The sequence below is a fragment of the Providencia sp. JUb39 genome (assembly GCF_012272845.1).
Lineage (GTDB): Bacteria > Pseudomonadota > Gammaproteobacteria > Enterobacterales > Enterobacteriaceae > Providencia > Providencia lanzhouensis.
Window position 1 is genome coordinate 1,425,057 of the sequence record NZ_JAAWXD020000001.1, and the last position, 24,523, is coordinate 1,449,579.

Below are 24,523 nucleotides of genomic sequence, written 5' to 3' on the forward strand. Positions count from 1 at the left end.
TGTTTTTAGCTAAAAAAACCGACATGGGAAACTGTGTCGGTTTTATTATCTTTGTATTTTTAATTTCTTTATTTTTATTATCTTCATTTCCCTTTAAATCATTAATAGATGACCGCAATGAGATTTGAATCTCATTTTTATGTAATGAAAACTTTTATCATTGCAGTCCGTGAGTAGTTAATCACGAAATAAAACTATTATAAGGATCGAACATGAAGAAAATCACACTAACGCTAAGTGCAATTGTATTAGCGCTGAGTTTTACGGCAACATCTCAAGCCAAAATTCCAATGCCAGAAACAGTCAGTACTGGAGTAACAGTTGCGGAACTAGCGGCACAACAACCGGTTCATTGGGTCTCTGTTGAGCAAATTAAACAGAGTTTAGAAGGTAAAGCACCAATGGCGGTGGGTTTTGATATTGATGACACCGTTTTATTCTCAAGCCCAGGTTTCTACCGTGGAAAACTTGAATTCTCCCCAAATGATTTTAGCTATCTGAAAAACCCTCAATTCTGGGAAAAAATGAATAATGAGTGGGATAAATTCAGTATGCCAAAACAAGTGGGCATCGATTTAGTTAAAATGCACTTAGAACGTGGTGATAAAGTTTACTTTATTACAGGTCGTACACAGACTAAAACTGAAACTGTGACTCAATATGTGCAAGAAGGTTTAAGAATTCCTGCAGATAAAATGAATCCAGTCATTTTTGCTGGTGATGAACCTGGTAAAAATAATAAAGTAAGCTGGATGCGTGACCATAAATTAACTATCTATTATGGTGATGCTGATGCGGATATTGCTGCGGCTCATGAGTTAGATATTCGTGGGATTCGTATTCTCCGTGCTTCAAACTCCTCTTACCAACCATTGCCAAAAGCGGGTCGCTTTGGTGAGGAAGTTGTTATCAATTCCGAATATTAATATTCGATAAAAAGTTAGTTAAAGGTGATTATTCGCCTTTAACTAACAAAATAGTGTTTATTTATTGATGACGTATTCCGGCAATTTAATATAACTTATATTAAATTAACTCTATTGAGAGAATAAAATACGTCAATATTTGATATGTTATATCGTTTAGTTTTGGTAGTAAACGCAAACAATTCTATTTCTCATGCTGTTTTTATAAATAGCGCTCATTTCAGATAGCCTACCACAATAACTTTTTCATCAATAAAGACAAAATTAGTCAATTCCTATAACATTCTTCTCAGAGTTAAATATAATCAAATAGTGTCACTATAATAAAAAAATAATGTTATCCGTGTAGTAACTTTAAGGTGGATGTATGGCAAAGAGAAGAGTGAAAGCTCTGCAAATCTCAGTATTATGTGGGCTGATGGCGATGCAGTTCCCTGCATTTTCCGCAGCAGAAAATACACAGCAAAACAGTATGGAAATTCAACAGCCTCAATCAGTCATCGCTGAAGAGGTGAGTAAAGTCACGGCAAAAGAGAGCTTGGAAAAGCTTAACGCATCTTTGCCTGTAGAAACAAAATTGGTGTTTGCGGACCAGTTGGCAAAAATTTATGCTGATAGGCAAATGCAATTGTTATGGCAAGATGAAACGGCAATTAGTCAGTTTCAACAACAATTAGCCGAGCTTGCCTTAGCGGGTTTCCAACCTCAATTTAGCGAATGGTTAGTTTCATTGGAAAATAGCCAGCTGAGCGAAATGGGGCGAGATGCTATTTTATCCGACGCTATGTTGGGTTATTTACAATATCTGTCTTCCGTTGAGTCAACAGGGCAATATTGGTTATACACCAGCCGTCCTTATAAAATTATTGCACCGACTGCGGCACAAATGAAACCGTGGTTAGAGGCTGAATCTGAACACCGTTTGGGTGAATGGGTGAAGGCTCAGGCACCGAAACATGCGATGTATCAACCGATGCGTAAAGAGATGCTAAAACAGCTCGCATTGCCGGAAGATACGTTAGAAATTACAAGTACAAAGGCATTAAAACCGGGGCAAGCCAGTGATGATGTCATTACGCTCCGTGAGATTTTAGTACGAGATGGATTGTTGGAAGCCTCTGCGGTTGGTGAAGCCGTTGATGCATCCGCACCGCCAGAAGAGATCAATAAAGTCACCGCCAATGCCCGTGTGTATAGTGATGACTTAGTGGATGCAGTGAAAAAATTTCAGCTTCAATATGGTTTAGAAGCTGACGGTGTGATTGGTAAAGGCACGCGTGTTTGGCTCAATATGCAGCCAAAACAAAAAGCGGGGCTGATGGCACTGAATATTCAGCGTTTACGGATTGTGCCGGAAAGTAGTGGTACAGGAATCTTGGTGAATATTCCTGCGTACACATTAGATTTTTATCTGAATAACGACATCATTTTGGATTCGAAAGTGATTGTTGGGCGTGCAGATCGTAAAACGCCAATTATGAGCAGCGCACTGAATAATGTGGTGATTAACCCACCTTGGAGTGTGCCAACCAGTTTGGCGCGCAAGGATATTGCGCCGAAAGGTAAAATGGATCCAAGCTACTTTAGCCGCAAAGGCTATACGGTTTATTCAGGTTGGGGGCAAGATGCTTATGAAATCGACCCTTATACAATCGACTGGGAAAATATTACGCCAGCGAATTTCCCTTATCGCATTCGTCAAGCACCAGGCTCAAGTAACTCTTTAGGGCGTTACAAGTTTAATATGCCAAGCTCAGATGCGATTTATTTGCATGATACACCGAACCATAGTTTGTTTAATAAAAATGCCAGAGCAATTAGTTCAGGCTGTGTTCGTGTAAATAAGGCTAGTGAGCTAGCGACGATATTATTAGGTGACGCAGGTTGGGCTCAGACTCGCATTGATGGGGCATTAAAAGAAGGTTCAACGCGTTATGTGAATATTCCTGACCGTATTCCTGTGTACCTTTACTATCAAACTGCATGGGTTGATAAAGAACAGCAGCCGCAATACCGGGCGGATATCTATCAATATGATGGCAGTGTTGATAACGCAGAAAAATATCTGCCTGCAATCAAAGCGATTTTAAAATAATGACTATTACTCGAGGGGCTTAGGCTCCTCGATACTATTTCCTGCATTAATTCCTAAATCTTCCTAACAATTCCGTTTTAATATATTTATATATTGAATGCATTGTGTTTACATATCATACGCAGTAAGGAATTAAAGTCGTCTTAATCGGCATGTTATAAGTGATTTCACTCACCTTTTTGCATAAAAGTGATGGATTTTCCTTAATTTACGCAATTCTTTACATAATTATACATTAAAGCTAAATATCCTTTGCTAGACTGATGAAGTTGAAATGTATATTTACTGAATAATTAACACCTGAGTTATCACCTATGGATATGATTGATCAAAACCGCAGAAAGTGGTTGGGAATTGGTGCTGCCGCAATCGGTCTGGGACTATTACCTAATCATGTACTTGCTGCAATGAGTACACCTCGCCCAAGAATTTTACGTTTTCAAAACTTAAATACAGGTGAGTTTTTAAAGACCGAATTTTTCGATGGTCGCCGTTATAATAAATCTGAATTAGCTCGCTTAAATCACCTTTTCCGTGATTATCGCTGCGATAAAGTGAAAACCATTGATCCTAAATTATTTGACCAAATTTATTTACTGCAAATGATGATGGGAAGCAATAAGCCAGTTCAGCTGATTTCAGGTTACCGTTCATTAGAAACGAATAATGCATTGCGTCGTAAGAGCTCTGGTGTGGCTAAACAAAGCTACCATACCCGTGGGCAAGCGATGGATTTCCATATTGAAGGCTTGCAGCTAAGTAACATCCGTAAAGCGGCATTAAAAATGAGTGCTGGCGGTGTGGGCTATTATCCGAAAAGCAATTTCATTCATATCGATACAGGTCCGGTGAGAACATGGTAATCTGTGCATAGGTGACACAGATTATGGAGTGATTGTTCGATGAAATATACTATTATCCCAGTAACCCCGTTTATGCAAAACTGTCAGGTTATCTGGGATGAAACCTCAATGAATGCAGTGATTGTTGATCCCGGTGGTGAGGCTGAAAAGCTGATTGCCGCCATTGAAAGCCGCGGATTAACATTAACAAAAATCTTACTTACCCACGGCCATTCTGACCATATTGGCGCCTCAGCTCCCCTTGCAAAACATTTCGGTGTACCGATTTATGGTCCACAGAAAGAAGATGCGTTCTGGATTGAAAATCTCGCTGAGCAAAATGCGATGTTTTATATCGGTGATTGCCCTGATTTCACACCAGATCATTGGTTAGAAGAGGGGGATAGCATCACGTGTGGAAATATTCAATTTGATGTGCTGCATTGCCCTGGCCATACACCCGGTCACATTGTTTTTGTGAACCATGCTGACAAACTCATCTCCATGGGCGATGTGTTATTTAAAGGTGGTGTCGGGCGCAGCGATTTCCCGCGTGGTAACCATCAAGATCTTATCGCATCGATTAAAAATAAGTTGTTGCCCCTTGGTGATGATTATCACTTTATTCCAGGGCACGGTCCTATGTCCACATTAGGGCATGAGCGTATTTCTAATCCTTTCTTACAAGATGAATTACCAGTTTGGTAAAAAGATAAATAAAAACGCCCCATTTATGGGGTGTTTTTATTCCTACCTCTGATAAATAATTCACATTTCTGCTATTAATCTTAATGATAGATTTAATAATCTAATATTAATAAATTTTTATTTATTGAAATAAATCTTATTTTTTATATTAAGTTGGCTATATTAAAGATATCTTGATATTTTTAGGTTTAAAATTAATTGTAATTAGTTAATTCTTATTGTTATTGATTTTTTATATTTAAAATATATTTGTGAAATTAATTCTGCATGAATATTTTTTGAATAAACATTAATTGGGTGATTATAAATTAAATGAGGATTTCCAAATGAATTTTGGTCAGGTTAATCTACATCTATATGCAAACTCTACTGGAAATGAGGCTTTAAGAAATAAATTATTAAGCGAATATGGCATCAGTCATGCTAAGACACTTGGCTATTGTTATGGCCTATCTAATGAGTATTTAATGTATGCGGCTAATAATCAACATATTGATTATATTAAACAGTTAAGTTATTTATTAGATGTAGTGAATGATCATCAGACAACTCAGGATTCTTTAAGTCAATCACGTTCAGATGCATTAAAAATACATGCGAAAGCGCTCTTAAATGAGTTTATTTTTGATGCGGTTAAGCATCAGGAAATTTATGAAAGCTCAGTGAGGAATTATAATTATTTTGAACAAACAACATATGAGGATATTAATGGTCGAAATTTTAAGGATTATATTGATTACGTTATAAACACGACATATGAAGATAGTCAATTTAAAGGTGAGTATTATGAATCTATTGTTGAATTACAAAAAATAAAAACACAAAAATATTATTTTGCACTTATTGCTGATGATGATTTCTTTAAATCAAAAGAAGGTCTCGAAATTTCAAAAGACCCTTTTTTTATGAAGCTAAAGTCGCATTTTAGTGACATAAATAGCCCCATAGATAAACATTTTACTAAACATGATGCAAAAATTTTTTTGAAGGTCATTTTTAATGATATTCAGAGAGATAATTACAATAAAGTTGAATCATTCAATATGTTGAGAGGAATGAAAAGGGAAAAATCACATAAAGGGAGTAAATATGATGACCATTTAAAAAAAGAGATTTCATTAAATGAATTCATAATGAAGTTAAATAATGAAACTAGTCATGGACACGATCCCTTAAGATATAAATTCTGTTCAAGTATTCATGTAATGGCAATAACGGCAGATTTTAATACAGAAACAAAATCTTGGAATTTCACATTTTTCGATCCAAATACAGGAATAAAAAAATATGAAAATAAAGAGGAGTTTTTTGGTTTTCTAAAGAATTTTGTACTAAATAAATCAGATGACTATAGCTTCATTGCATTGAAAAATAATGACTTTAAAATAGGTTATTATAAGTATAACTATGATGTAAATATCAGTTTGAATTTAAATAAACTAAATGAGTCTGAAATTAATGTTACAGAAAACACATTGCTAGCGGAAAGAGAAGTATCTGTACCTATTAATGATAGAGATAAAATAGTTTATAATAAGTTTAACCCTGAAAAAAAATTAACTACAGTTAAAGCTGAAATTAATAGTAAATCATTTTATATACACACAGATATTATTGATAGTTTTGAATTAAAGAATTTAATAGAGATAAACTCTCGAGCTTTATCAGAATTAGGGAGCGATATTTTTATTTCTCATAATGAAGGATTGGTCTACAAAGTAGATAAAAATTTTGATATTAATGATTTTAACATTGAATCTAAAGTGATATTCGATCTTAATAATACTAACGTTAATTATAATGATATTAATTTAGAGTTAAGACCCATTAATTCTGATGATAGAAAGATTATTACTGGGATACCTGAATCCCATCAAAAAGTGATTACGAAAATTGCAAATGAAGAAAATATTATCATAGGTATTCGCCCTGTTGATAAAAAATCAACGAGTTTAATCTTATCTGGAGAGTACAGTAGCAAAGGATTGAATATTAAGAGTAAAAGCTCAGATTGGGGACCACATTGTGGTTTTATTCCTGTACTACAGGAATATGCTAAACGATCAGGGCGCGAAAACAAAAATAAATATAATTTATATACACAACAGGCGATTGATAATGGATATGCCAAATCGACTATTCTTGAGCTAACACCAGAGAGAGTTAATGAATTAACTGTATATAATGAAATTACACCATTAGAGAAAGTTAATGGTAGTGAATATAGTAAAACAATATCTATTCTTGATGGGCAGGAAAAGGTTTTTTTGTTAAAAAAAATAAATCGGGATGGAAAATATTTTTGGCATGTATATCATGAAGATGAAGGAAATATTAAGCCATTCCATGTTATTGCTGATCCAATAACAGAAAAAGCACTCACTGCCGATTATGATTTATTCAGTATTATTTTCCCAATTTCAGAGCTGGAACACTATGTCAAAGTGGGTGAAATGCCAACTTGGGCAGAATGGAAAGCCAGTGTGAATTTTGATGAGCTAACACTTCGCCAGAAAGTATTATATGCTAATGAAGCAGAATATAATAAGCATGAAGGTAGGGACAATGGCATCACTAATAACAGAATTAAAGAGATCAAAAATAAGCTAAACAAGGGACTTGACCGCATAAATGGTATGGAGTTAATTCACCATGGTGCGGATGATGCAAATCCGGCAAGCGTCATGAAAGAAAACTTTCCGATTACGTTTTTCCTGCCTGAAAAGTTAAAGGCGCGTAATGCCTTAACAGGTTCCTCCGAAGCGATATCCACCTATTTTCAGATGAACGCTCAAGGCGCCATTATTATTAATGATGTAGAGCAGCTTTCTAATTTCCAGCAATTACTCATTAACCAAGGTTATCGTGCGCCATTAAATAAAAAATGGAGCGAAGGAGATATTGGGCAATATTTTGATCCTAAACGCAAAATATCAGACAGCTTTATTGAAGGGCGGATTGAATTGGCGCGGAAAAAAAGCTTAGCCAATCCATTCGAGCTTAATGTGGATGTTGCGGCAATTCAACAACAGAGTCAGCACTACGATAGTGAAATGGAGCGACAACTCGGTAAACCCGTCGCTCAATTAGATACTGGGTTTGATGATGTTTATTTACAGCATATGATGCAGAGTCATTCTGAGTTCCTTGCCGGGGAGCGATCTCAGACGACCGACTCAATTGATCAGTGGCAGGATCCAATGTCGCGATATCAAGAACTCATGAAGCGGAACACAAAAATCAACAGAACTGTAAAGCCAACACAATATGACCACAATCTGTTAATTCTACTTTCTGGGGATGATCTGTCTGCATGGTCTGCTGCGTACTTATTTGCTAAACATTCAAATAACTCAGTGATCTCTCTATTCGACAGTCATACGAAAGAATTTAAAGTGCCATATGGGGATATCAATCGTCTAAAAACAGGAAAAATACGTATTATCACAATCGGTCACGGTTATTATTTAGGTGATAATGAGCCGTCTACGCATGGAGGAATATCTGCTAAGCAGTATGTTGACGATCTACTTTATTTAAAACACAACTTATTAGGTAATCGTAATCCTGATAAATTGGTGATGTTAGCGTGCAATTTAAGTCGTGGAGGAGTCAATGAAAACTTTGCGATGAAAGCCGTCAGTATATTTGCTGAACATAAAATGTATATGCCCGTGACTGCCTATAATCGTCCGGTCAAAAATACTGAGTTAGGGGCCAAAATTGTTCAGCCAACGAGTGATTCCACTGAGAATGTGAGTACAAAAGGTTATAAGTTTGTCTATCAATATCACCCAGAGACACAGCAAATACGTGTCAATGGTCAATTGAGCACACTGTTTTTTATCAATGAAGTGCGCCGAGGTGAATTATCCATAGACCAATTAACGTATTATACCAAGCCCGACCATTTTTCTACATTTAGGGATCCGGGTACGCAAATTTTAGATCTCAATCTCTTGAAAAAAGTCATTTATAACCCTGAAGCTTATCGATTATTTGTTGGCGAATTAAAAAAAGCAGGAGAGAAATTACCTGATAATTTCTATCGTGATTTTACGAAAAAATTAAATCAAGAAGGGATGACGTCAACCCCATTATGGAAAATGGTTGATAAAACACGTATACAAAAACTGTCTAGCCCAACATCAACTGCCACTGACTCAGATTTAACGATGATTATCCGTCTGACTGGTGATGAAAAAGGCCGCCAACTTGCAGAAAGCTGGGCAGCGAAAAATCCATACAATACGCTGATTTTTCAAATGGACGCAGACGCGGAAAAGTGGACTATTGAATACGGTGAGGCTTTTATGACCCGATTGGTAGAGAGCCCAAAAACGGTGGATTGTCTGCTAATAGGTGATGGTGAAACCTTAAGTAAATCAAATATAAACTTGGTTTCAGGATTAATTGCAGTTAAACAGAAATACCCATTCTTGGCACCCGAACATATTCTATATTACTCCATAAGTAAGGGAATTATCACCGAGGGAGCGGAACATCGTAGTTTTACTTCTGAGCTTGAAGCGACGTTAAAACAGCATGGGTTCAACACTAAGGTGCTGTCAAAATATACTCCTGAGCGAGTAGCGTTTTCCACAACAAAAGGGCAACAAATTCAAGCGTTGTTTGAAAAAGTGGCATTAGGAGAGCAGGATCTCAACGCGATCCGTTTGACGGATCATCCTTATTTAGCTGAAGGTTTTACGGATGAGCACGGGAATTTTGACCAACGAAAATTCAAAATTGCACTTCACGATCCGCTCGTCAATGCAGAATATAATCAATCGCTGAATAAAGGCGAAACTCTGCTGTCTTCATGGTTATCAGAGAGTATTGAGTCCGATCTGCAACTGTCTCACCCACAACAAGCAATAAAAATTAAAAGGCTGCTGGTAGCAATTGAAAATGATTTATCGGTATTAAATAATCTGAGTGATCACTCAATTGAGTTACTTAAATCTCTATTTCCTGCAGGTGATGGGATTGATAAAGGAAAAATATTAAATTTGGTTACTGACCATAATAAATTTATGCTTTTTAGTGATATGTTAGATGGGTTTAGCCAAATTAGTGATCGTCATTTTGATGGGGAAAATGCGACTCTGAAAGGACTTTCATTTTCGGAGGCATTAGAGGTTTATGAAAATAACCAAACTCAACGCTCAGAAAAATATAATCATTTGCTGGGTTATCAAAATAAGATGGGGATGGGATATCATGTAGGTTTGATTAATCATGGAGTTATAGGTCCAAATGGATTGACACAATCTAGTGATCAAACATTAGGTTCTGTATATGCCATTGAATATTATCTTACAGATAGCCACAAAGCGAGAGACTTTCTAGAGCAAGAATTTCAACTTGAAAAAGCAAAACAAAAAGGATTTTTATCGACTACTGATAATGAACAGTTAATTAAAATACAAAGTTATAATAAAAATCTGAATACGCTATTATCAAATAGTGGTATTACTCTTGCGGGTCAATCTATATCAAGTATATCCGCAGGAGACAGCGGAGTTGCTAATGGTATAATATATCTAAAAGGAACCTCACTAACCTATACCATTGTGCATACTCAGCGTAATGGTTTCTATGAGTATAGTTTATTTGATCCTCAAGGAGTTCAATTTAGTATAAAAAATGCATCCCTTCAGGCTGTTCAACACCAATTTCACAAAAATTTAATGGATTATTTCAATCAACCTCTTGTGTCAGCAGATGGGGAGTCTGTGACTAGAGGAAAAGTCGCTGGATTCCAATTGATGGATAATGGTGATCTTAGAGCAGATATCCAACATATTAATCTTGATGAGCCTCAATTAAAAAATAAATTATCGACTCTATTAAATGAGCGAACATCTATTGTGGAAAAATTTGAAATTAATTTATCCTCAAATTATTGGGTTGAATTAGATGGAGAAAAAATTCCATTTGCTAAATTACAGAATCTTGGTGCGACGATAGATGGAAAACCTATTTCGCCTAAAGATATGGCATTACCTAATCAATATAAAAAGATACGATTTTCAGCTGAAAAATTGTCGATACATTTTATGTTAATGGAAGGCGGAAAAGATGACGTCACATTTATAAAGGTATTTAAGGAACAATTAAATTCTGGAAATATTTATCAATTGGTAGAATATGATGCAAATTTTACTGAGTCTGGAGTGCTTAAAAAACAATTTAAATATTTAGCAAATGATGTAGATATTCAACAAGAGGCTATTTCATCATCTACATTAAAAAAACTTCGGCAGGTGGGTACACAATTACCGTTATTTCATCGAGTAGCCAATCGTTTTGGACAAGGCATGGGCGCTGCAGGTGCAGTCCAGAGTATTATTGGAGTTTATTCAATTTTAAATAGATTAAATAACCCAGATATTACTGTTGAAGAAGCTAAAGAGTTAGAAAAGCAACTGTATTTACTTTGTGGTTCCGCTTTTTTTAATTATGGCGACATGATTATACAACCAATACTGTTAAATATTGCTTCAAGTAAAGGTACAACCTCTTTAGTTAGGGCAAGGATTGCAACAGGTGTTGTCGTTGTTTTCAATTTAGTTGGGATGGGAATCGATATTTATCAAGCTTACGATAACCTCTCTAAATTAGATAGTGTGACGGATCTGAAACAGCGCCAAGATTTAATTGTTAATGCGTCATTTTCTATTGTTAGCGCGGCAGTGAATGGTGTCACGGTTATTGCTGTACTCGTAGGCTCTTCCACAATCCCTGTGGCAGGATTAGTGGTCGGGGGGATGTTACTTGTTGGTGGCTGGATCTATAACGGTGTCCGTGCTGTCAAAAATATTAAAACAGTGATTGATATTAGTTGGGGGCGTGAATTAGAGGAAGGGATCCGTGGGGCGTTAGGGCTAGAACCCACATTACGTAGTCAACAAGAAATGAGTACTCAATTATATATTAACGCGTTTAAAGAACTGGAGTGGCAAATGGATCTTGCACAGTTTAGAAATGGTATTTTACAGGCTGGATATGATCATCATTTGACGATTATAGAAAAGCCTACTTATGAAAATGAGCCTCGATATTATTTAGTTGATAACTACGGTAATCATTTCTACGGAACCCTAGGACATGTATACCATGGTATGCATACTTGGGTTGCAACCTATACGGCAAAAGGTGCTCCATCGTTCACTGAGGAAGAGGTCGAATTTATTTTTGCGAATAAGGTGATAAGAAAGACGGCTTGGTATCGAAATTTAGCAAATCTTTATGGTGACAGAGATCGGAATCTACGGGAACATTTTCGCCCACATAAAAAAGCCAAAGAAGTGATTGATCTTAAACGCACAGGGAGTGAGCCAACCCATGAACGCTATTATTTAAATTCAGCCTACAAAAACGCATTACTTGATGAGTATCAAGCACGTCATCATATATCACACGATGGTGCCACATTATCGCTTCAAGACCAATTAGCCCAATCGAATCCTGAACAGCTGAGCTTCTATTCAAAAAAAAGGGAGTTTGGGGTATTAGGGCAACAGATATTACAAGAAAATGAACGCCTCTCCAGCGAGCATTTAGTTAATGATAAAAAAGGTATTAGCCTTTATCTTAAGAACCCATATAGCCGAGGAACGAGTTGGAATACAGGGAACGGCAATGACTTACTTATTGGTCATCAAGAACAAAAAAATGCCTTTCAAGTTTTCTCTGGAGAGAAATACTTCGCGGGTGGAAATAAAGACGATCTGTTCTATATTCGGGACGGTAGTCTAACATCACTTCGTTCCCGAGGTAGTAATAATCCGACTAAGTACCTAGATGGTCAACAAGGGCAAGACATGGTAGTGGTTGATAATATACCTAATGGTTATGAGGTGTATGCCAATTTATCGTCAAATAGCCTGGACTATAAAGACTCGTCCACACATGAATTCATCTCAGTTGCTCACTTGCAAAGCATCGAACATGTCATTGTTAAAGGGAATAGTAGTGACAGGTTACATGGTAATGATATGGCTAATATTCTTGATGGTGGGCAGGGTAATGATTTGCTCATTGGGGATGGTGGGGATGATAAACTCATTTTAACTCAAGGAAAGGCGGTGGGCGGTCATGGTGAAGATAGTTATCTGATCCGACGTTTTGATTGGACGGAGAGTGTTGATGACCTTTATCTGAATGAGCGCTATTGGGATGGGAAACTAAAAGCGGTGAAAACGAAAACGACTCTTAATCCGATTTATCAACATAGCAAGCAACAATATCAAGTCAAAGTGACTATCGATGAGTCAAGCGAATCTCAAAGTATCGTTAATCTAGAGTACTCGCTGAATGAAATAAAACGGGTATATCTGCAAGGTGATAATCTGTATCTAATAATATCACCGTCTAGTTCCAAGGTTGGCGATTATACTTACAGCAATATTGATAGTTCAGTGACCATTGTGTTGAATAATGTGACTAGGTTAAATAGTGGTGTGCGCGAAACGAATCACACTTATCGATTGCATACGAAAGATGGCTTTATGATGACAACTCAGATTAAAGAGTTAGAAAAAGGAAAGCCGACTCAATTCTTCAATATTAGCTATATTCAAGAAAATGACCAAATTGCCACTTCAGGCGTTAAATCAGTCAAAATCGATGAAACGATAAATTCAATTATAATCAATAAAAACCGTCATCATATAGCCCCAAGTTGGGGATGGTTTACACCGATTGGGCGAGCAGATAATTTGGTGTATCAGGGAGATGATAAAAGTAATTCATTATTATTCATCAGTTCAGGAAGCTACATTCATGTCAGCCGCGGAATAGATACATATCAAGTCATACATGGGGAAGATGAACGCTCGACTGTTACTTTTGATTTTGCATCGATTAATGGGCCGTTTACGAAGGATGATAAAATACTGTTACTTCTGCCGACTGATAATGGCTATGCATTGTCGATGGAAGGATTAACACTATATAGCAAGGATAAATTTGGTCAACGACAATTAACCATCAACTTTGTGAATGTTAATGACACATTAGCTGATGCTATTTTAATTCAGGATAAAAACAGCAATGTATTTTCGTTAGACTTACAGACCCAGTCTCTTTCGCCACTTCAATCCGTACCTAAGAGTAGTGAAAATGACGATATAATAGTATTACCCACAGGGTATTTGTCTGATAAACATGTTATTGATGGGAAAGGTGGTGATGACATTATTATCAACAAAAGTGGAGAAAGCTACATATTGAAAGGTGGAGAGGGTGATGATTGTATCGCAGCTACTTATAAAAATAATGTGCTATATGGTGGTACAGGAACCAACTTTTTGAGTGGCGGCGAAGGTGATGATGTATTGTTGTCAGATAAGGGAAATGACACCTTAAAAGGGGGTGCCGGGAATGACCATAGTATCATTGATGGAAACTATCCGGGTGCTGTTTATTTGGAAGACGATCTTGGTGATAACCATGTCCATTTAATTAATTTTAAGCAACAAGCGATTAAAGAATTTCGCGAGGGAATACTGTATCACACTTATGTTTCTCCAGCGGGAAAAATCGTCCAAATCAAACAGCTAACCGATGACAGCAAAGCCAGTAATACAGTGCATCACTATGACAAATTAAATGCGAAATATGATTCGTTGATGAGAAATGGAATGGCTCCCCTAGTGGACTACTTATCTGCTCAACATAATTTAGCTAAACAATCTGGTCGATTGGCAACCTGGAAGCCAGCCAATGAATTAGCTGGAGCATTAAAGGGGATAGCTAAACCATTGAATCTAACCGCAGGAGATGATGGCATCCTAATCAATACAAAGACATCTAGTGAATACTTAGTGATAGATATGTCAGATGGCAACGATGAAATTGTTGATGAATCCTCCCAAGGCCGAGTGATTAAGGGCGGGAATGGGAATGATAAACTGATTTGCTTTAATGGTGAGAACGTTCTGTATGGTGGAGAAGGTGATGATACCTTACTGGCACAAGGCATAGGGCAGGATGTTCTGATTTCCTTAACAGGTAATGACAAGCTTTCCGGTGGAAAAGGCGATGATCTCTACATTGTCAGTGGTCATGGGCAAGGAAATGTGGTTATTAATGATTTTGAAGGGCGTAATCAGGTTGCTTTGCTTGGCTTTAAGGTAGATGCTATCCGTTATCAGGAAGTATCTCCTGATACTGTAGAAACAATCTATCAATCATACAGCGGAAGAACGGTCACGATACGCCATAATAATCACCAAGGTTCGATGGCTAATGTGATGCAGGTGAGCCACCTGAATAATCATCCAAAACTTTCACAACCGAATGTGGATTTAACAATTGACCGTTTGATTCAATTGCTTGCCGAACAGCGTATTGAACATGAGAGTAATTTAGAACACCAATCTAGAAAGACTTCGTCAATGCCTTATTGGGGCGCGGTGTCTACAACAGAGCATTTTCTTAACGTTCTGTAATTCCTATTGATGTAAAAACAAAAAAACACCCCATGACGGGGTGTTTTGCAATTCATCAGATTCAAATTGAATCTTAAAGCACTTTCACAATGGCATCACACAGTGGAACCATGTTTTCCAGTGTTAATCCAGCCACGTTGATACGCCCAGAGCTCACGGCATAGATACCAAATTCGCTACGTAGACGCTCTACCTGCTCTTTAGTCAGCCCACTGAAGGAGAACATCCCATTTTGGTTGATGATGAAGCTAAAGTCTTGTTTAGCGCCTTTCTCTTCCAATGTTTTAACCAGCAGTTGACGCATGCGTTTAATACGCTCACGCATTGAGGTGAGTTCTTGGATCCACTCCGCTTTTAATGTTTCATCAGACAGAATAGTGGTAACCACCGCCGCACCGTGTGCTGGTGGGTTAGAGTAGTTTGCACGAATAACCGCTTTCGCTTGGCTAAATGCGCGCTCTGCGTTATCGCTATCTTTGGCAATGATGGTGCAAGCACCCACACGCTCATTGTACAGACCGAAGTTTTTCGAGAATGAGCTTGCAACAATCATTTCTGGGTTGTTTTTGGTGAAAATGCGTAAGCCTTCCGCATCTTCATCTAAACCTTTCGCAAAACCTTGGTAAGCGAAGTCGAATACAGGTAATAACCCTTTTTCAGCACACAGAGCAGCTAGTTGAGTCCATTGCTCTGGCGTTGGGTCAATACCGGTTGGGTTATGGCAGCAGCCATGAAGAACAATCACATCACCAGCAACTGCAGATGACAGGCTGCTGAGCATACCAGCAAAGTCCATACCGTGGTTGGCTGCATCGTAGTAATTGTAAGTCAGCACTTCTAAACCGGCTGCTTCGAAAATATTCTTATGGTTAGGCCACGTTGGGTTGCTGATCCAAACACGCTTTGCGTTAGTTTGTTTAGCAATGAAATCGGCTGCGATACGCAGGGCACCTGTACCACCTGGCGCTTGCGCCGTACGAGCACGTTGTGAGCTGATGATTTCATGGTTAGCACCAAACAGCAGCGTTTGAGTGACACGACCAAACTCCGGCATTCCGCTAATCGCGAGGTAGTTTTTGGTATTCTCGTTGTCTAGCAGGAATTTCTCTGCTTTTTTGACGGTGTCTAGAACAGGGGTTTTACCTGATTCGTCTTTGTAGACACCGATACCGAGGTTGATTTTGTTATCGCGAGGATCAGCACGGAAACTATCAGCAAGACCGAGGATAGGGTCAGCTGGGGCAGAAATGATTTTCTCAAACATATTGTCGATTCCAAAACTCTGTGGTTTAGCTGAAAAGAGGTATAACGGAAAATGTCGAGCCATCAGAGTAACTTGGAAGAGGGTTTTTGCCAATTGTTTTACTAAAAATTGGTGTGATCTTGTGAGCTAGATAGCCATTACATCAAATTTAACCAAAAATTGAGTATAGACCAGTGAGTTAATCTAATTAGTGGGATTATTAACAAATAAGACGGTTAGCCGGTTCGATGATGGAGGAATAAAATGCGAGCAATAAAAAAGCAGCGCCGAAGCGCTGCTTTCAAAAACATGATTTACTGTTTTCAAATTATCCGTTAACTGATAATTAGAATTGGTAAACTAAACCTAAACCAACTACGTTGTCAGTCATCAGACCTTTAGCGTCAGTAAATTCGTTGTCTTTCAGCAGGTTGATTTTGTAATCAACAACTGCAGACATGTTTTTGTTGAAGTAGTAGTAAGAACCTACAGAGATGTATTTAACTAGATCTTCGTTACCGTAACCTTCGATGTCTTTACCTTTAGATTGGTTATAACCTAAAGATGGTTTCAGACCGAAGTCGAACAGGTATTGAGCTACTAATTCAACGTTTTGAGTTTTGTTAGCAATTTCGTGATCTGTACCGAAGTGAGTAGTGTTCAGTGCTTCACCGTACATAGCTGCTAAGTATACGTTGTTAGCGTCAAATTTCGCACCAACGTTCCATGCTTGAGCACGTTTACCTTCAGCTTCTGAAGTTTTTTGAGCTTCAGTACGAGCAGAGTTAGAGTAACCACCACCCAGAGTCACGCCCCAACCTAAGTCATAAGCGGTAGAGAAACCGTAACCGTCACCGTTGTCTTTGTAACCAACGCCAGTACCTGATTTGTTAGAATCAGTGTTTTTGCCTTGGTATTGCAGCGCGAAGCTCAGGCCATCAACATAACCGAACATGTTGTTGTTACGGTAAGTAGCTAAGTTACGGTTACGTGAAGTCATGAACGTGTCAGTTTGAGCCATAGTGTCGCCGCCCCATAATGGGAAAACGTCGGTCCATGCGTTCGTGTCATAGATAACACCGTAGTTACGACCGTAGTCGAAAGAACCGAAATCTTTAAATTTCAGACCAGCGTAAGCTAAACGGTTTTTGTTATCGTTGTTGGTTTCAGTTTTGTTAGTCTTAGTTTCCCACTCGAAACGACCAAAACCAGTCAGTTGGTCAGTGATTTGAGTGTCACCTTTAACACCTAAACGAACACGTGAATCGTCGCCGTCTTCGCCGCTTTCTGAGTTAGCGAAGTAGTGACGAACGTCAACTTTACCGTACAGGTCTAATTTGTTGCCGTCTTTGTTGTAGATTTCAGCTGCGTTTGCTGCACCAGCAGCTAACAGAGCTGGGATAACCATTGCAAGAATATTGCGTTTCATCATTATTATTACCCTCATTGGTGTTATTCGGACACCTGCCACTGCCAAAAATAATCCATAAATTTCTTTTGAACTATTTATGAGAGATTAGTGTCGTCTTTAGTCGGCGTCCAGTGTTCCATTGGTAGATAAATTTATCTACCCCCAAAATGCTACAAAAACGAAGATTCTGAAACAAATGGTAACAAGGTGTTTCTAAATGTAAAAAATAGAGTAAAAAATAACCACTCATCCTACCAGTTGAAAAAATTTTACAAAAAAGAGGGAACTTTTTTGAAAGACAAATTGAACTTTTTTCGAACGATATCATTCATTGATGAGGGAAAAGTGTACTGACAAATAAGAATGGCAACACGCTTAAAGCAGATTATTCTTAGTCGGAATAGGAATCGTTAATAAAAAAGCAAAAAATAGGGCAATAAAAGGAAAACTGTGACAGTGCTCTCAAAATATTCAGTCAGGGCCAATAGTTAGCGATAAATCAGTATTTGCGACCCTTTGGGGTATAACGCTTTTGATAAAAAGCGAGTAATAAAATAAACAGTAGGGATAAAATATCGGGCCACTCAGTGACCCGATATGAATAACCATTTAAGCCCTATGATGGGTAATTGGCATTAGAATGCTGCGTTTCTTGGAGTACGTGGGAATGGGATCACTTCACGTACGTTGCTGACACCAGTGACGTAAGCAATTAAACGCTCAAAGCCAAGACCGAAACCGGAGTGTGGCACGGTGCCGTAACGGCGCAGATCACGATACCACCAGTAATCTTCTTTATTCATGCCCATTTCTTCTAAACGTGCATCCAGTCTGTCCAAACGTTCTTCACGCTGAGAGCCACCGATGATTTCGCCAATGCCAGGGGCTAAGACATCCATCGCTGCAACGGTTTTACCGTCTTCGTTAAGGCGCATATAGAAAGCTTTAATATCTTTCGGGTAGTTTTTAACCACCACAGGCGCTTTAAAGTGCTGCTCTGCTAAGTAACGTTCATGTTCAGAAGACATATCGACACCCCAATAAACTGGGTTTTCGAATTTCTGACCACAGGTTTCGAGGATTTTGATCGCATCGGTATAGTCAACTTGCGCAAAATCAGAACTCACAAAACGTTCCAGACGGTTAATCACGTCTTTATCGACACGCTCAGCAAAGAATTCAAGATCATCACGACGTTCAGTTAATGCCGCTTTGAATGCATATTTCAGCATTTTTTCAGCTAGACCCGCGATGTCATCTAAGTTAGCAAATGCGACTTCAGGCTCTAACATCCAGAATTCAGCCAAGTGGCGGCTGGTGTTGGAGTTTTCAGCACGGAAAGTTGGACCAAAGGTGTAGATTTTGCTTAATGCGGTGGCATAAGCTTCACCGTTCAACTGACCAGAAACCGTTAAGAAGGCTTCACGACCGAAGAAATCTTCGCTGAAATCCACTTCGCCTTTGTCATTACGTGGCAAGTTGTTGTAGTCCAGTGTAGAAACACGGAACATTTCACCCGCACCTTCAGTATCTGATGCAGTGATAAGTGGGGTAGAGACCCAGAAGAAACCTTGCTCATCAAAGAAACGATGCAGAGCTTGCGCTAATGTGTGGCGAACACGCGCAACAGCACCGATTAAGTTAGTGCGTGGGCGCAAGTGAGCGGCTTCACGTAAAAACTCGACGCTGTGGCGTTTGGCTGCCATTGGGTAAGTGTCAGGATCTTCAACCCAACCAACGACTTTCACTGACGTTGCTTGCAATTCAAAAGATTGACCTTGACCTTGAGATTCGGTCACGACACCGGTGACTTCCACAGAGCAGCCTGTGGTTAAATGCAGGACTTCGTCATTATAATTAGATAAATTATTATTGATGATAGCCTGTAATGGGTTAAAGCATGAACCGTCATAAACGGCGAGGAAAGAAAAACCAGCTTTTGAATCTCTCCTTGTACGTACCCAGCCTTGAACGGTGACTTCAGAGCCCACCGCCACACGGCCTTGCAGTACATCGACTACAGGCGCAACGATCATAAAAATTACTCTCTTTTAAATAATATTAACGATATGAGATGACGAGTATGCGTTATTGGGGTTGACTGCTTAAGGGTTTACAAAGAAACACTATATAAGAAGAAAACTCACGATAAGAAAAAGCGATAACCCGACATCTTTTCCGAAATCCCATATTTCAGGGGTAATCTGCTATGTTACTTGCCATTTGGCAGGAAACAAGTAAAAAATCGCTATCGGGTTATTAATTTGTTTTTAGCAGGCTTTTTCCATTTTAGGAAGGTCAAAGGCTTTGCGTAGCTGATTCACAAATTCATCATCTTCACAGATGGTTTTTCCGGGGCTATCGGATAATTTAGCAACGGGCTTGCCATTACATTCCACCAGCTTGATCACGATATTCATCGGAACAACATTCGGAATGTTGCAAGTGAGCCTTGTGCCAATACCAAACACTAAATTTATCCGTTTATGGAAATAATGGTAGAGCTCTAGGGCTTTTTGCAGGTCTAAATTATCAGAGAACACCAACGTTTTACTCAGTGGGTCAATGCCCAATTTCTGATAATGGGCGATGGCTTTTTCACCCCATTCAATAGGATCCCCTGAATCGTGGCGTAATCCTTGGTAACGATTAGCAAATTCACGGTCAAAATCACGCAAGAATGCATCCATCGTAATACAGTCGGTGAGGGCGATACCTAGATGATTTGGGTACTCATCTAGCCAGCTTTGTAGGGCTTCACGTTGGCTATTGGCGAGTTCAGGGCTTATCTGTTGATGAGCTTGGAACCATTCATGCGCTTGAGTGCCTACAGGCATTAAGCCCAATTCACGCGCCAATTTGTAGTTACTGGTACCCACTAAATAAGGGAATTCTTGCTTGAGCATACCCACAATAGCCGCTTGCACTTCATAGGAAAAACGGCGGCGAGTACCGAAATCCATCAACTTAAAACCCGATAGGTTCAATTGGCGTTCGCTGGCTTCTTGATAAAACAGCCCCAGTAACTTGTGCAGTTGGTTAACAGCATCATCAGCGGTAATGGTAGGGTGTCTGTCACGTTGAACAATTTCACTCACTAACGCTAACAGTGGCACTTCCCACATAATGACTTCGCGCCATGGACCACTGATGCGTATGGCCAGTTGACCATTATCAGCGACGCTGATGACAACTTGCTCAGGATTAAAGCGGAATGTTTTTAGCCACGAGAGGTAGTCTTCGGTGAAAAAGGGCAGAGTACGCAGGTACTGATATTCATCATCCGAAAGAGAAAGCTGTGCCATCAATTGGATTTGTTGTTCAATCTCATTGGCATAGGCACCTAAAATATCACTGCTACGGCAACGAAATTCAGCGACAACGGGAACTTGGTTGTAGCGGTGAAAAACGGCTTGCTGCATATGAAGCTTATAAGCATCGGTATCCAGCAGTGATGTAATAATCGGTGTTACGTCTAAATTCATGCGCGCAGAGTTCCTCGCGGAGCTGACTAATTGCTAAATCGTTAAAGTTGAAAAAGTATACCCGCTTTAACAAAAGATAGAAGTTTTATTCTATCTGTATGTTGTTGGAAGATAATTCAACTTTAATCCACCCAATTAACTGTTGAGTTAAACGCGTTCAACGTGGTGATTATTCTAAACGAATCTTCATTTACTGTTCGATAACATACTCAGAACAATAATCACTGAATGATACTAACATGTAAATTTAGATTTAATAGATCTATAGCACCAACAGGCAAACCGCATGCCCACAAAGTTGGATACTACTCTCATAAATTTGATGGGAAATAATAGAAAAATATCGCAATTTGTGATGAAAATGTTTCTCAAGTCCATTCACATTAGTTCATCTTATAGTATTGTATGCAGTAGAAAGAGACTATGACACGGATATAACGAATAAAAAGGTTACCTATGACTCAGTTAAGACAAGCGAAATATCGTCAAGATTATCAAGCACCTGATTATACAATTACAGAAATATCCCTTGATTTTGACCTTGATCCCGCCAAAACCAAAGTGACCGCTATCAGCAAGGTGAAACGCCTTAATCCGCAATCTTCCACCTTAGAATTATTTGGTGAAGATTTAACTCTTATTAGCCTTGAAATCGATGGTAAAGCGTGGACAAACTATAAAGAAGAATCCGGCAAGCTTATCATTGAATCGCTACCAGAGACGTTTACACTGAGTATTGTTAATGAGATTAGCCCTGAGAAAAACAGTGCGTTAGAAGGTTTATATGTTTCTGGTGAAGCTTTATGTACTCAGTGCGAGGCAGAAGGTTTCCGCCACATTACTTATTACCAAGATCGCCCTGATGTTTTAGCGCGTTACACCACCAAAATCACGGCAGATAAATCCCGCTATCCTTATTTACTTTCTAACGGTAATCGCATCGCGGAAGGTGAACTGGAAGATGGTCGCCACTGGGTAAAATGGGAAGACCCATTCCCGAAACCAAGTTACTTATTTGCATTGGTCGCAGGGGACTTTGATGTGTTACGCGATGAGTTTGTGACTCGTACTGGTCGCAAAGTCGCATTAGAGCTGTTTGTTGATAAAGGCAACTTAGACCGTGCGCCATGGGCCATGAAATCCCTGCAAAATGCAATGAAATGGGACGAAGAGCGTTTCGGTTTAGAGTATGACCTTGATATTTATATGATTGTTGCCGTTGATTTCTTCAATATGGGCGCAATGGAAAATAAAGGTTTGAACGTATTTAACTCGAAGTACGTTTTAGCAAAAAGCGAAACTGCCACAGATAAAGATTATCTGAATATTGAATCTGTGATTGGTCACGAATATTTCCATAACTGGACAGGCAACCGTATTACTTGCCGTGACTGGTTCCAATTAAGTTTAAAAGAAGGGTTAACTGTATTCCGTGATCAAGAATTTAGCTCTGATTTAGGTTCACGTTCAGTTAACCGTATTAATAATGTCAAAGTCATGCGGGCGGCGCAGTTTGCGGAAGATGCAAGCCCAATGGCTCACCCGATCCGCCCTGAAAAAGTGATCGAGATGAACAACTTTTATACACTGACAGTGTATGAAAAAGGGTCTGAAGTTATCCGCATGATCCACACTTTGCTTGGAGAAGAGATGTTCCAAGCAGGGATCCAGCTGTATGTTCATCGCCATGATGGTAGCGCTGCAACCTGTGATGATTTCGTGCAGGCGATGGAAGATGCATCGAACGTGGATTTGTCTCTGTTCCGTCGCTGGTATAGTCAATCAGGAACGCCAGTGTTGACCGTTCGTGATGAATATTCGCCAGAAAAGCAACAATATACGCTGCATGTTAGCCAAATGACGCCACCAACTGCCGACCAAGCAGAAAAACAGCCTTTGCATATTCCATTGGATATCGAATTGTACGGTGAAGATGGTGCAGTGATCCCACTTAAGCGTGATGGAAGCTTGGTTAACTCAGTCTTAAATGTCACTCAAGCGTCACAAAGTTTTGTATTTGACCATGTGACTTCTCGCCCGGTGCCTTCTTTATTACGTGAGTTTTCTGCGCCAGTAAAATTGGATTATCCATATACGGATGCACAACTGGCATTTTTAATGCAGCATGCGAGCAATGAATTTTCTCGCTGGGATGCGGCGCAGCAACTGATTAATAACTACGCCAAAATTAACGTAGAAAAACTGCATAAAGGGGAAGCGCTAGTTCTGCCTGAGCATGTTGTGGATGCATTCCGCGCTGTATTGCTCAGTGACAATATTGATCCTGCATTAGCCGCTTTAATTTTGACTCTGCCTTCAGAAAATGAAATTGCGGAGTTGTTTAGTGTTATTGATCCTGTGGCAATCCATAACGCGATTGAGTTTATCCACTCAACGCTAGCGAATGAAATGCACGATGAATTCTTAACTGTTTATCGTTCGATTAATATTGATGGATATCGCGTTGATCACGGCGATATTGCACTGCGTTCACTGCGTAATACATGCTTGCAATATTTGGCGGCAGCGGACGATCGTGAGTTAGCGAATAAGCTGGTGGAAGCTCAATATCGCAGTGCGGATAATATGACCGATTCACTCGCGGCATTAACCGCTGCAAACGAAGCGGGCTTGCCATGTCATGCTGAGCTGATGTCAGATTTTGACGATCGTTGGCATCATGATGGCTTGGTGATGGATAAATGGTTTACGCTGCAAGGCACCAATCCAGCTAAAAACACTCTGGCAAAAGTACGTGAACTATTAAATCATCGCTCATTTAGCATGACTAACCCGAACCGTGTCCGTGCATTAGTGGGTTCATTTACAGCAGGCAACCCGGTGAACTTCCACGCGGAAGATAGCAGTGGTTATCAATTCCTGTATGAGATCTTAGTGGATCTGAATACCCGTAACCCGCAGGTGGCTTCGCGATTAATTGAGCCATTAATCCGTTTTAAACGTTATGATGAGAAGCGCCAAGGTTTAATGCGTGAGGTTCTGGAAAAACTCAAAGGGCTAGAAAACCTTTCTGGGGATCTGTTTGAGAAGATAACTAAAGCGCTAGAAAGTTAATTCTTCGGATAGTAGGCAGTTAATTCTTAGAATAAATGCATGTAAGCCCTTAGATTTTCGAGTCTAAGGGCTTTTTTATGGTAGAAGATCAAAACAATTAGCACTTTTAGTGATATTTTCATGGATTATTACCCCACAGTTGGGGTAGCATATGTGCCGTTTTATCAAGCCAATCTCACTTGTATACTCACAAACCCTATTTGGTAAAACAGGTTTGGGGGTATTTTTGCACGCGCTGAGTTTGAGTGTGTCGTGTAGAGAAATGCATATTCAATCGT

General features: G+C 39.1%; 10 protein-coding genes. 6 read left to right on the top strand and 4 right to left on the bottom strand.

Annotated elements, in window-relative coordinates:
- The first annotated feature begins 212 nt into the window (after positions 1–212).
- From aphA to HFU86_RS06355, 5 genes are all read left to right on the top strand, one after another.
- Positions 213–926 (top strand): acid phosphatase AphA, encoded by a 714-nt coding sequence (gene aphA / locus HFU86_RS06335; protein WP_132494496.1) that lies wholly within the window; start codon positions 213–215, stop codon positions 924–926.
- A gap of 367 nt (positions 927–1,293) precedes the next feature.
- Positions 1,294–3,021, top strand: coding sequence for a L,D-transpeptidase (gene ldtD / locus HFU86_RS06340; protein WP_132494498.1), 1,728 nt, complete (start codon positions 1,294–1,296; stop codon positions 3,019–3,021).
- A gap of 314 nt (positions 3,022–3,335) precedes the next feature.
- Positions 3,336–3,884, top strand: coding sequence for a YcbK family protein (locus HFU86_RS06345; protein WP_187128920.1), 549 nt, complete (start codon positions 3,336–3,338; stop codon positions 3,882–3,884).
- Positions 3,885–3,923: 39 nt separating this feature from the next.
- Positions 3,924–4,571, top strand: coding sequence for an MBL fold metallo-hydrolase (locus HFU86_RS06350; protein ID WP_132494500.1), 648 nt, complete (start codon positions 3,924–3,926; stop codon positions 4,569–4,571).
- 326 nt (positions 4,572–4,897) lie between these two features.
- Positions 4,898–15,031 (top strand): anthrax toxin-like adenylyl cyclase domain-containing protein, encoded by a 10,134-nt coding sequence (locus tag HFU86_RS06355; RefSeq protein WP_187128921.1) that lies wholly within the window; start codon positions 4,898–4,900, stop codon positions 15,029–15,031.
- 73 nt (positions 15,032–15,104) lie between these two features.
- Here the strand turns inward: HFU86_RS06355 and HFU86_RS06360 are convergent, their stop codons facing one another.
- From HFU86_RS06360 to pncB, 4 genes are all read right to left on the bottom strand, one after another.
- Positions 15,105–16,295: an amino acid aminotransferase gene (locus HFU86_RS06360; protein ID WP_132494504.1), complete on the bottom strand. Its 1,191-nt coding sequence runs from the start codon at positions 16,293–16,295 to the stop codon at positions 15,105–15,107.
- A 325-nt stretch (positions 16,296–16,620) separates the two neighbouring features.
- A complete protein-coding gene (locus HFU86_RS06365; protein WP_187129820.1) occupies positions 16,621–17,703 on the bottom strand; it encodes a porin in 1,083 nt (360 codons plus the stop codon).
- Between the two features lie 617 nt (positions 17,704–18,320).
- Positions 18,321–19,721: an asparagine--tRNA ligase gene (asnS, locus tag HFU86_RS06370; protein ID WP_132494507.1), complete on the bottom strand. Its 1,401-nt coding sequence runs from the start codon at positions 19,719–19,721 to the stop codon at positions 18,321–18,323.
- Positions 19,722–19,955: 234 nt separating this feature from the next.
- Positions 19,956–21,170, bottom strand: a complete 1,215-nt coding sequence (pncB, locus tag HFU86_RS06375) for a nicotinate phosphoribosyltransferase (protein ID WP_187128922.1) — start codon at positions 21,168–21,170, stop codon at positions 19,956–19,958.
- Between the two features lie 456 nt (positions 21,171–21,626).
- Here pncB and pepN point away from each other — a divergent pair, with 456 nt between their 5' ends.
- A complete protein-coding gene (gene pepN / locus HFU86_RS06380; RefSeq protein WP_187128923.1) occupies positions 21,627–24,245 on the top strand; it encodes an aminopeptidase N in 2,619 nt (872 codons plus the stop codon).
- Positions 24,246–24,523: the final 278 nt, after the last annotated feature.